Here is a 12012-nt window from a genome sequence, read left to right as displayed (position 1 = left end):
CATCGAAGGATCGTGGCGATCGAGCGGGTCAGGCAGCCGGTGGGGCCCGAGCATGGGCGAGGGTGAAGGGCGGAGGCCGGGCCGTTCGGCGCTGGGCAACGGACCAGTCGGCGCGCCCAGCCTCCCGCTCGGGCCACGCGATCGCGGCTGAGAGGGGCGGCGGGAGCGCGGCGGCGGACGGGTGATGCGCGGCCGTACAGCAGGTGGCGTGGTGGGCATCCGGAGCCGGAAGCCCGTCCTTCGCGGCCTCCGCGGCAGCGGTTTCCCCGGCGCTTGCCAGGCAGAGGGGAGTGGGGTCGACCGCGACGGGGAGCGCCGCGATACCGCCGAGCAGTGCCTGGAGCACCAGCGCGTAGAGAGCGGCCACGGCGGTCAGCCCGCGCAGGATGCGCGGCGCTCCTCCGGTCCGGTCGCGGCGTGGGCTCGGCATGGGCACGAGCCTTACGCCGCTTCGCGCCGCTCCGGTAGGGGCCGGGACGGTGCCATTCCGCCGCTCTTCGACACCACTCTTCGTGCCTGCTCGTCGTCCCTGCCGCGCCCGCCCGAAACCCGCACGCAGGCGGTCCCGGACCTCCTTGCGTGCGCCGCCACACCCGGACGCCACAATATGGCCCGGAACGGCATGGCTTCTTAACCACGAGACCGCAACAACCGCGGCACGAGAACTTGGCCGAGACTTGTTCTCTCACGCCCTGGTTTAGACACCCGGGGCGTGAGAGCCGGGACCTCGGCCGGATTCACCGACCGCACCCTCAATCCAGAGCCCGGATCGATGCTGCAGACCGCGCGCCAACCCCGTTTCCGTCCCTTTGCCCGTCCGCTCGCCGCCGCTCTGCTGGGGGCGACGCTGCTCGCCGGCCCGGCGTTCGCGCGCGAGGCCGGCTTCGCCCAGGCCGAGTGGGCGCAGGACTATTCCTCGCCCGCCACCATGCAGGTGCATCGCTCCTCGACGCCGATCCTCTCGCCCGACACGATCGCGGCGACCGAGGCGATGGTCGAGAAGTACCGCTCGATCGTCTCGCGCGGCGGCTGGCAGGCCGTGACCGGCGCGGCGGGCCTGCGCATCGGCTCCCGCGGCCCGGCGGTGGCGGCGGTGCGTCAGCGCCTGATCGTCACCGGCGACCTCGACGCCACGGCCGGCGGCGCGGGCACCTACGATTCCTACGTGGCGGCCGGCGTGAAGCGCTTCCAGGCCCGGCACGGCCTGTCGCAGACCGGCCAGATGAGCCCGGCGACGCAGGCCGCGATGAACGTCCCCGCCGACGTGCGCCTGCGCCAGCTCGAGACCAACGTGATCCGCCTGCGCTCCTATTCGGGCGATCTCGGCCGGCGCTTCGTCATCACCAACATCCCCGCCGCCCTGGTGCAGACGGTGGAGAACGGCCAGGTCGTGACCCTGCACGCCGCGGGCGTCGGCAAGATCGACCGCCAATCGCCGATCATGAATGCCAAGGCGGTCGAGATCAATTTCAACCCGACTTGGACGGTCCCGGCCTCGATCGTGAGGAAGGACCTGATCCCGAAGATGCAGAAGGATCCGAACTACCTCACGGACAACAAGATCCGCATCCTCTCAGGGGGGCAGGAGATCTCGCCGCGCTCCGTGAACTGGAATTCGGACGAGGGCACCCGCTACACCTACCGCCAGGATTCGGGCGCCGACTTCAACTCGATGGGTGTCGTGCGCATCAACATCCCGAACCCGCACGGCGTGTTCATGCACGACACCAATTCCCGCGGCGTGTTCGGCGACGACTTCCGCTTCATCTCCTCGGGCTGCGTGCGCGTGCAGAACGTGCGCGAGTACATCACGTGGCTGCTGAAGGACACGCCCGGCTGGGACCGCGCCCATGTCGAGCAGGCGGTGGAGAGCGGCCAGCGCATCGACGCCCGCCTGTCGCAGCCGGTGCCGGTCTACTGGACCTACATCACCGCCTGGGCGACCCCGGACGGCACGGTGCAGTTCCGCGACGACATCTACAAGCGCGACGGCGTGAACGTGCCCTCGACCATCGAGGCGCCGACGCCGGTCGCCAGCGCCGCCTCGACCCAGCCGGAGGTGTTCGAGCCGGGCGACGAGGAGAACTGAGAACCCCGAACCTTCGCCCCACCGGCGCGACGGCCGGGGCGAGCCGGAACGACCACGACCCCGGGCCGGATTCGACATCCGGCCCGGGGTCGTGTCTTTTCGGCTAGGTTGATTCCATCGTCGGTCCGACGCCCCGGCCCCGAGCCACTCGCCGAAGTTTTTTCGAAAAATTTCGCCTCCAGGGCGAAATGAGCGGATGAAAGGCGTCGGACAGACGTCAACGGTTTATGGTCCTCGATCGAACGCGCGCGCAACGCTCCGATATCGTCGATCTGCTGGTGCCCCTGCGGCGCTACGCACGATCGCTGACACGAGACTCGCTCAAGGCGGATGATCTCGTCCACGACACAATGGTTCGCGCCCTCGAGTCGCGCGCGAACCTGAGGCCCGACACGAATCTGCGTACGTGGATGATGACGGTGCTGCACAACGTCTTCATCGACGAGCAGCGCCGCAAGCGGGTCGAGGCGCGCCATGCCGACGTGCTGGTGCAGCTCTCCGAGGAGATGGCCCCGCCGGCCCAGGAGGGGCAGGTGCGGCTCATGCAGATCCGCAAGGCCTTCGAGAGTCTGCCCGAGGAGCAGCGCGCCGCGCTTCATCTCGTGACCCTCGAGGGGATGGCCTACGCCGATGCCGCAGCCGTGCTGGGCATCCCGATCGGCACCCTGATGTCGCGGCTCGGTCGCGGCCGGGCCGCCCTGCGCGCCTTCGAAGAGGGCAGCCGCAAGGGCAAGGCCGGCGCGTCCGACGAGGGGCCCGACCGCGGCCGCTCACATCTGCGTGTCGTCAGCGGGAATTGACGGCCCTGGTGAAGCGTTGAACGAGCAGCACCGGCGAGCGGCAAGGCTGGGCGGTGGGCAAGCAGGACAGTCGGAGTGGGCTGATGCTCGATCCAGTCACGGAAACCGATCTTATCGCCTATGTCGACGGCGAGCTCGATCCGATGCGCCGCCTGGAAGTTGAGGCGCATCTCGCGCGCAATCCGGAGGACGCGCTGCAGGTCATGGCCGACCTGCGCGACCGCGACGCCCTGCGCGAAGCCTACCTGTCGGTGCCGAGCCTGCCGCCGGAGCGGCTGCGCATGGGCGCGCGCCGGATCGACCGCGCCTTCGCCTGGCAGCGGGTTCGCTCCCGTCTGCGCCGGGCGGCGGCGGTCGTCGTCCTGGTCGGGGCAGGGTGGCTCGCCCACACTGAGAGCGGCAGCTTCGGCGTGCCCGGCTCCTTCGCCTCGCCGATCGATCCCTCCCTCGCCGAGGAGGCGAAGCAGGCCCGGGAAGCGGTCCAGATCCGCGCCCGCACGAACAGCCAGCCGATGGCCTCGGTTTACGATCCCGCCGATCTCGAAGCCGCGACCGGCGTCGATCTGCCGCCGCTGCCGGAGGGCTGGGTGGTTCGGGACGTGCAGATCTTCCCGAGCCGCAAGGGCACCGGAATCGAGGTGTCGATTCAATCGGCCGAAATTGGTGAGTTGGCCCTGTTTGCCAAGAGCAGTAGCGGTCTGGCTCTGGTCGAAGGTGGCGAGCCGGTGGCCCGTTCGAGCGACGGGACGACCGCCTATTGGCGCAACGGCCGCACCGCCTACGCGCTGAGCGGATCACGTGACGATCCGGCCCTTCACGCCGCCGCTGCCCGACTCGCCGCGATCCGGGAGTAAGGCGCGGTCGACGCGGGATCACGGGGCACGGCTTCGACGGAGCGCCGTGTGCGCCGCCCCGACTCATCCGGGCCGAGGCGCGTGGCCCGTCGATGTTCCGTCACTGGACAGCTGCATCGATTGTCGCGGCGCCCGATTGAGGGGCGGCCCTCTGGGTTCCGCTTCGGGCGCTTACGTGAACGCGATTCGGTCGAGAAATCGGCTCGGCAAAGATGCATGTCGCAGCCGCTTGGATACCGCCGACCTTCTGCGATGGCGGGTCGGAATCGGCGGCTCAGCATCGACGGCAGCGGCGGTCCGACTGATACGCGATATCGGCGGCTTGAGCGTTCCGCTCCGGGTGGACGGTGTCGCCGGAATTCTGTTCCACACCCAGCACAGGGCTCAAGGCACTGGTCTCCTCGAGCCGGCAAACGACTTGCGATGCGCTTTCAGCTATTTCGATGCGTGCCAAGTAAATTCTGATGCGCGCAGTGCAGCTGTGCGGACTTGCTAGTATTTTGCTAGTGATATTTTGCCGGTTTTAAAATTTCAATCCAGGATGCTTCGTCCGATGTGATACAATCATCAAGGCATCAGGCATGTTCGATATTTGGTCATTTTGTCTGATCGATGTAATTCGATATATATATAAGATCATAAATCATTGTGCAAATTTTTAGAAATCCGAAATGAGGTCTTAGAGTTTGCTGAGTTGCTGCTCTGAGAATTGCTCAATCACGATCGAGTCAGTGCGGCCTGCCCTCCGAAGGCGGATTTGGACTACGCAGCCGGACGCTCTTCATCTGTCGCGGCCGGTTTTCTCTTTCTGGTTGCGGGAGGAGGATTGCCCCCAGGGGTCGCAATGGTTACTGCTTCGCTTGTTGCAGTGCGGTCGAGAGGCGACATGTGACGTCTGGCAATCCGTACGAGGGTCCGGGACAGGCATCCCCTGGGCTCGATGCTGTCCCGTGCGGAGGCAGCGTGCAGGAAGCGATCAAATCCTCTCCCATGCACCGTCCGGACTGATGTCACATCCGATCATCGGTCGCCCGATCGGTGCAGGGGCCTCGGCCGGGCTCCCACCGAAAAATCGTGGATCAATCCACGCGCGAGGTTGCTGACGGTGTTCAGGCGCAGCTTGCAATCGCTCTCGAAGCGGGTCGGGCTCACGAGGATCCCGCGCGGACCAGGGCTACGAGCCTCCGGAGAGCCGACAGGCCAGGGCGGCTTCGATCCGGTCTTCTACCGGCGTTACTACCCGGACCTCGCCATTCTGGGCGATGACGGCGCAGTGCTCAGGGAACACTACGTCAAGCACGGACGGAAGGAGGGCCGCGCCCGGAACGCTGCCGCGCTCATCGCCGCCCTGGAGCGGGACAGCAGCCCGCTGCCGAAGGATTTCATCCCGGAGCATTACCGGGCGCTCCACGACGATCTGGCCGGCCTGTCCGAGCCGTGGGAACTCAGGGAGCATTATCTGCGCTTCGGGCGGCTCGAGGGGCGTGCCTACCGGGCCGATCTCTCGCTCCTCGATCAGGAATACGAGCGCCTGCTCGCGTCGGGTGGCGCGTCGGGTGGGGGACGTGCCGCGGCGCGCCATCCCGAGAGCTTCGCACAGCTGCTGGTCGCCGCACGGGTCCTCCCGGGGGGATGGCTCGACCTCTTCGTGCTCCACGAATTCGCTCTGCTGAACGAGGCGTGGCTGCCGCGCACGCCCACCTCGCGAATGGAAGGCCTCGTCGCCTTCCTGACCGAAGGGGTGGACCGGCTTGCCCCGATCTCCCTGAGCCTCCGCTTCGACCCGGCCTTCTATCGCTCGAACAACCCGGAGGCTCCTGCCGGCGCCCGTGATGCCGAACTGTACCGTCACTGGCTCGGTCAGGGCATCCGGAAGGGGGAGCCCGGCACCGAGGCGGCGGCGCTGCTCCGGTTGCTCGGCGAGGAGCGCTTTCCCGAGAGCTTCGACGAGACCGTCTATCGTTCCCTGCTGCCCGAAGGCGTCGATCCGCCGCCGCCCGGTCGGTTGAACGCCCTTCGGCACTTCATCACGGCGGGCTTCCCGCTCTGGGATCTCGAGGCGGTGCGGCAGGCCTGCTCGGCCCAGCTCCTCGAGCGGATCGGCGAGTACCACCTCGTCCAGGGCAACGCGGTCACGGCCAAGGAAGCCTTCGACCGGGCGCTGAGGGCCGGTCGCGTCTCCGGCCGCCTCCATCATCGCCGTGGCGACGCGCTGCGCGCGCTCAACCGCACCAAGGATGCCGCGCGGGCCTTCGCGGATGCGGCGGACGTGCCGGGCGCCGTCGTATGGAGCCATGTCCACGCGATCGACGGCCTGCTCGCGCGGCCGAGCGGTGTGACCGAGGCGCTCGATCGCGTCCGGCGCTCAGCCGAGGAATGGCATGCCAATGCGCAGTGGCGCGCCGCCGCGCATCGCGCCATCGCGGCGTCCTTCGCTCTGACGAGCGAGAAGGCGTGCGCCGACTATGCCGCCGGCCGGCGGCAGGAGGCGGACGACCGCCTCACTGCCTGCCTCGACGAGATCGCCAGCCTGATCGCGTCGGTCGACCCGCTGCCGGCACCGCTCCCGGTGCCGGCGAACGGACACATCGTCATCGTCGCCAACCGCGACCTTCCGCAATGCGACCATTACCGCGTCGTGCAGAAGATCCAGCAGCTCGAGCATGGCGGCTGGACGGTCGAGGTCTTCCGGCAGGATGAGGCGGCCGATTGCCGCTCGGCCCTCGACCGGGCCTCGGCGGTGATCTTCTACCGCGTGGCGGCCTTTCCCGGTGTCCTGCACGCGATCCTCTACGCGCGCGCGCTCGGCCTGCCGACAATCTACGAGATCGACGACATCGTCTTCGACGCGGCCATGTTCCCGGATCCCCTCGAAAGCTTCGAGGGCCAGATCACGCACAAGCAATACGTCGATCTGCAATACGGCGTGCCGCTGTTCCGCTACGCCATGCGGGCCTGCGACATCGGACTCGCCTCGACACCGGCCCTGGCCGAGCGGATGCGCCCGCTCGTCCGTTCGGGCGTCTGCCACGTCCTGCGCAACGCTCTCGACGCGCGCAATCTCCCCTTCCTGAAACGCCCGCGCGTGCCCTTCTCGGACAAGACCCTGACCATCTTCTATGGATCGGGGACTCGCGCGCACAACAAGGACTTCAACGACCTCGCCGCGCCCGCGCTCCTCACGGTGTTGGAGCGCAACCCCCATGTCCGCCTGGTGATCGCCGGCTATCTGCGCCTCGGCGACGGCTTCCGGCGGTTCGCGCACCGCGTCCGCCAACTCGGCTTCACCGACGATGTAGCGGCCTACTGGGAAGCGCTCTCGGGGGCGGACATCAACCTCGCGGTTCTCGCGCCCGGCCCCTTCGCCGACGCCAAGAGCGAGATCAAATGGCTGGAAGCCGCCATGTGCGGCATTCCCTCGATCGTCAGCGCGACGCGCACCTACCGGGAGATTCTCGTCGACCGGCAGGATGCCCTTCTGGCCGAGACGGTCCAGGATTGGACGAAGGCCCTCACCACGCTGATCGGCGATCCGGCTCTGCGCCGGAAGATCGGGGATCAGGCGCGGGCCAAGGCCTTGGCGTCCTACGGACTGGATGCCGCCGTCGAGGTCCTGAGCGGCGTCTTCCCCGCTCCGCACGAGGCGTCGCAGCGACGGGTCGCGTCACGCCCGCCGGCCGGTCCGACCCAGGGCGCCCCCATGCCTGCTGCCGAGACCTGGGCCGGTCTCACCGCCGCGGACGCATCGGGACCCGTAGCGCGGACGCGCCGGGAGGGCCGACCGCGGATCCTGGTAATCAACGTCTACTTTCCGCCCCAGACCGTCGGCGGCGCCACGCGGGTCGTGCGCGACAACATCGATCACACCCTCGATCATGCTGCCGACCGGTTCGAACTCGCGGTGGCCGCGTCGGACATGGAAGCCGAGCCTCCCTATCGGACCCGCATCGACGCCTATCGCGGCATTCCCGTCTTCCGCATCGCCACGCCGCGCGAACGGAACATGGACTGGCGCCCGTTCAACCCGAGCGTGCGGGCGGAATTCGAGGCCCTGCTCGATCGCTTCGAGCCCGATCTCGTCCATGTCCACTGCGTGCAGCAACTGACCGCGAGCGTGGTCGAGGCGGTGCGGGCCAGGGGCATCCCCTACATCGTCACCGTCCACGACGCGTGGTGGATCTCGGACTTCCAGTTCCTCATCGACGAGGACGGGCTGGTGCAGATGCCGACGCCCGACATCCTCGCCGACGCAACGAGCCGCTCCGTCACACCGACCGGCTCCATCGCGCGCCGCCGCGGGCTGGCGCGGGTGCTCGATGCGGCGGCGACCGTCGCCGCGGTATCGGAGCCCTTCGCCGACATCTATCGCAAGGCGGGGTTTCCGCAGACGATCGCCATTCCGAACGGCGTCCCGCGCCTGACGCCGGTCGCGCGGCGGGAGAGTGCGACGGGCCGCGTCCGCCTCGGTCATATCGGCGGCCGGACGGCCCACAAGGGCGCCACCCTGGTTGAGACGATCCTCCGGGCGGGCCGGTTCGAGAACCTGAGCCTGATCCTCGTCGACCATGCCCGGGCGACGGATTACGTCAGCGACGAGACCTGGGGCGCCACCGCCGTCCGGATCGTCGGGAAGGTGCCGCAGGAGCAGATCTGCGAACTCTACGCGGACATGGACGTGCTGCTCGCCCCCTCGCTCTGGCCAGAGAGTTTCGGGTTGGTGACCCGGGAGGCGCGCGCGGCGGGCCTCTGGGTCGTGGCAAGCCGGCTCGGCGCGATCGGCGAGGATATCGACGAGGGCGTCAACGGCTTCCGGGTCGATGTCGGATCCCCGGAGGGGCTGCGCGCGGTGTTCCAGCGCATCGATGCCGATCCCGAGCGGTTCCGGGCCAGCCCGCCGCAACCCTCGCAACCGCCCCGGACCGCAGCGGATCAGGGCGAGGATCTGATCGCGCTCTACGACAGGCTGCTGGTACCGTAAGGCGACGCGGCCGATCGGTCGCCGGCTTTCCGTCGATCGAAGCGCCGGCCAAGTCCGACGCGGGCTACAGCATGTCCTCGATGCGGATCGGCAGCGTGCGGATGCGGCGACCGGTGGCGTGGTAGACGGCGTTGGCGATCGCGGCGTTGACACCGATGATACCGAGTTCGCCGAGTCCTTTCACGCCGAGCGGGTTCACGGTTTCGTCGGGATCCGGCACAAGCAACGCCTCGACCGCGCCGGTATCCATGGCGGTGGGAACGAGGTACTCGGCGAGATCGGGATTACGGTAGGCGGCGCCGTCGAGGACGGTCTCCTCCAGAAGCGCCGATCCCAGCCCCCAGATCATCCCGCCGAGGAGCTGGCTGCGCGCCGTCAGCGGGTTGAGAATGCGGCCGGCCGCGAAAGCCCCGGTCAGCCGCGCCACCCGGATCTCCCCGGTCTCGGCGTGGACATGCACTTCCGCGAACTGTGCGCCGAATGCCCATTTCAGCGCATCTCCCCCTGTGGTGAGCCCGATATGACCCCTGCGCAGGACGTCCAGCGCATCGGGGGCACTGCCCGGCGGCACGAATTCGGCGAGCGCCTCCACCCCGTCCGCGTCGATCAGCGCGACCGCCTCGGCGAGCGGCAGCGCGCCGCCGCCGGGCGCGGTGAGCCGGCCGCCGGCGAGGCGCAGCCCGGCCGGATCACGCCCCGCCAGCGGTCGGTCCGGGGCCGTGGCCTCCCGCGCCAGCCGCTCGCGCAGCTGCTCGCAGCCGAGGGCCAAGGCGCTCATCAGGCTCGTCGAGGTGCTCGATCCGCCCGAGAGGCCGGCCGCAGGCAGGGCGGTGTCGCCGAGTTCGACCCGGACCCGCTCCAGCGGCACGCCGAGTCCCTCGGCCGCCCCCATCGCCAGCAGCGTGGTGATGCCGTTGCCGATCTCGTGGTGAGCGCACGCCACCTCCGCCGTGCCGTCCGCGGCGAGCCGCAACCGCATCGTTGCCGCGGCGATCTTCACCGGCCGCACGGAGGCGGCGCAGCCGAGGCCGACGCGCCAAGATCCCGCCCGGATGGTGCCCACCTGCCTCGATTCCGGTCGCGACGACCGCCGCGCCCAGCCGAAGGCGGCCGCCCCCGCGTCGAAGCAGGCCATCAGCGGCCGGCTCGAGAACGGCTTGCCCGAGACCGGATCGCGGGCGGTGTCGTTGCGGCGGCGCAGTTCGATCGGATCGAGACCGAGCTGCCAAGCCATCTCGTCAACGGCGCTCTCCAGCGCGAACAGGTAGGGGACCTCCGGCGGCGCCCGCATCGGGCCGGGGGTGTTGCGGTCGACCCGGACCGCACGCTCCTCCGTGCGGATCGCCGGGCATGCGTAGAGGCTCGCGGTCACGTCCGTCCCCTCCATGGCGAAGGGATCGAAGCGCGAGGTGACGACCTCCGCCGCGTGAACGAGGCCGGTGAACCGCCCGTCACGATCCGCCGACAGCCGAATGTCGTGGCGCGTCTCCGGACGGTGATTGGCGATGGTGAAGCATTGCCGCCGGGTCGGCACCAGCGAGACCGGGCAGCCGAGACGCTTGGCAGCCAGTGCGACGGGGGCGGTGTACTGCGCGAGGGCGAATTTCGATCCGAAATGTCCGCCGATCGGGCCGGAGACGACCTGCACCTGGGCGGGATCGAGGCCGAGCTGGGCCGCGAGCCCGTGCCGGACGGCGCCGATATAGCGGCTCGGCTCGTGGACGGTGAGTCGGTCACCCTCCCAGGCGCAGCAGGTGGTGAACAACTCGATCGGATTGTGATGCTGGACCGGCGTCGTGTAGCGCACCTGCACCCGCGCCGCGGCCTCCCGCCATGCGGCGACGGGATCGCCCGTGGCGATGTCCTCGTGGTGGGCCTTGAGATCGGCGAGCCGCACGGTTTCGGCGCCCGGATCGTCGAAGGTCGCGGCGGCGGGCTCCGGTGCGTAATCCACGCCGACGAGGGCGGCCGCTCGAGCCGCGGCCTCCGGCGTTCGTCCGACCACGAGGGCGACGATCTGGCCGGCATAGGCCACCCGGTCCGACCCGAGCGGGAGATGCGAGGAATTGGCGTATCCGCCGGCCATCAGGTGGGGGACGGGTGCGATCGCACCCGCGAAGTCGCGATGCGTGAAGATCCCGAGCAGATCCGGTACGGCCTCGGCTGCGGCGAGATCGAAGCTGCGGATCCGCCCGCGCGCGATCGTGCTGGTGACGAGGGCGGCGTGCGCAGTGCTGCGCACGCGCCGATCGGACGCGTAGAGCGCCGCTCCGGTGACCTTGGCCCGTCCCTCGATCCGGACCTGCGGGCGACCCAGGACACGCTCCGGGGCTCCGTCCATGTCACCGTTCTTGGCACCTTCCAGGGCTGTGTCGGCCTGATCCATCGCAATCATCTCCCGCACCGGAGGCCGTCCCGTCGGGATTGACCCGGCCGGGAGTGCGGCGTGCTACCTGATCGCTTGGCAACGACGGCCGGCGCGGCCGGTCTCCCCGCGGCGTCGAAACGACGCTCATCGAGGACGCGTCATCCGGTGCGGAGGCGATGGGTGGCGCCGAGCATCATGCTCGACGGCCATGGATCGGCTTTGAGGGAGTTTGGCGACCCCGGTAGGGCTCGAACCTACGACCTGCCGCTTAGAAGGCGGCTGCTCTATCCAGCTGAGCTACGGAGTCTGGTACCAGAGGGGCCAAAAGGCACGGGACCGGGCCCGGGTCAAGCCTCGCCGCCGGCTCGCGCTTTCCCGTCCGGAGACGCGCGAAAGACAAGCCGCCGACCGGTTCGACGGCGCGACGGGCGTCATCTTAAAGCATCCCCTGGCCGCAACGGGACGGCGCCTTCGAGCTTCCTCCAGAGCCGCACGGAAACGGTCTGTCGCCGGCCGTGGCTTTGAGGGATCGCCATGCCGAAGCGCGTCGGGGCGACGAGGGGGGCGAGAAAAAGTGGCGTGAGCACGAGGGCGACGTCGAAGGGGATGCTCGCGAGTGCCGGACGTCGCTGTTCGGTATCTCGCAGGGAGAGAAGACGCACGCTGTCCTGCGTCAGCAAGCGAGCCGCACGCTTCGGAGCGGAGGCCGGCGACAACACCCCGTGCCCTGACGCGCCCCATCGTGCCCCGAGGATGCTCCGCCACGGCGCCGGATGCGTTTTCCGCGACTTTTCGATTGACCTCCGGCCGCGGGCTCCCTATACCCCGTTTCACCGACGGGGCGCCGCGGTCCACCGCTTGGTGGGCGAGGGCTTCGACGGTCTTCGGGATTGTCGGTGGAGCGGAGCTGATCCGGGTAACTG

General features: G+C 69.0%; 6 protein-coding genes and 1 tRNA gene. 4 read left to right on the top strand and 3 right to left on the bottom strand.

Annotated elements, in window-relative coordinates; all coding sequences use genetic code 11:
* Positions 1-28: 28 nt before the first annotated feature.
* On the bottom strand, positions 29-430 hold the full coding sequence (locus HNR01_RS25285) for a hypothetical protein (protein WP_183670547.1): 402 nt from the start codon (positions 428-430) through the stop codon (positions 29-31).
* A gap of 342 nt (positions 431-772) precedes the next feature.
* Between HNR01_RS25285 and HNR01_RS25280 the strand changes: the two genes are divergently transcribed.
* The 4 genes from HNR01_RS25280 to HNR01_RS25265 all read left to right on the top strand — a co-directional run bounded on the left by HNR01_RS25280 (position 773) and on the right by HNR01_RS25265 (position 8721).
* A complete protein-coding gene (locus HNR01_RS25280) occupies positions 773-2089 on the top strand; it encodes a L,D-transpeptidase family protein (protein WP_017484734.1) in 1317 nt (438 codons plus the stop codon).
* Between the two features lie 227 nt (positions 2090-2316).
* A complete protein-coding gene (locus HNR01_RS25275) occupies positions 2317-2889 on the top strand; it encodes a sigma-70 family RNA polymerase sigma factor (protein ID WP_017484733.1) in 573 nt (190 codons plus the stop codon).
* Positions 2890-2972: 83 nt separating this feature from the next.
* Positions 2973-3743 carry an anti-sigma factor family protein gene (locus HNR01_RS25270; protein WP_183670545.1) on the top strand — a complete coding sequence of 257 codons (771 nt, stop codon included), beginning with the start codon at positions 2973-2975 and terminating at the stop codon, positions 3741-3743.
* A 1105-nt stretch (positions 3744-4848) separates the two neighbouring features.
* Positions 4849-8721: a glycosyltransferase gene (locus HNR01_RS25265; protein ID WP_183670543.1), complete on the top strand. Its 3873-nt coding sequence runs from the start codon at positions 4849-4851 to the stop codon at positions 8719-8721.
* 64 nt (positions 8722-8785) lie between these two features.
* On the opposite strand, the gene HNR01_RS25260 is transcribed toward HNR01_RS25265, so the two are convergent.
* Both HNR01_RS25260 and HNR01_RS25255 read right to left on the bottom strand, forming a co-directional pair.
* A complete protein-coding gene (locus HNR01_RS25260) occupies positions 8786-11107 on the bottom strand; it encodes a xanthine dehydrogenase family protein molybdopterin-binding subunit (protein ID WP_246417654.1) in 2322 nt (773 codons plus the stop codon).
* Between the two features lie 212 nt (positions 11108-11319).
* Positions 11320-11396 (bottom strand) — tRNA-Arg (locus HNR01_RS25255).
* Between the last annotated feature and the right edge of the window lie 616 nt (positions 11397-12012).

It is taken from the genome of Methylorubrum rhodesianum (genome assembly GCF_014199985.1).
In the GTDB taxonomy this organism is placed as follows: Bacteria; Pseudomonadota; Alphaproteobacteria; order Rhizobiales; family Beijerinckiaceae; genus Methylobacterium; species Methylobacterium rhodesianum.
This window is presented reverse-complemented; position numbering and strand designations above follow the sequence as displayed.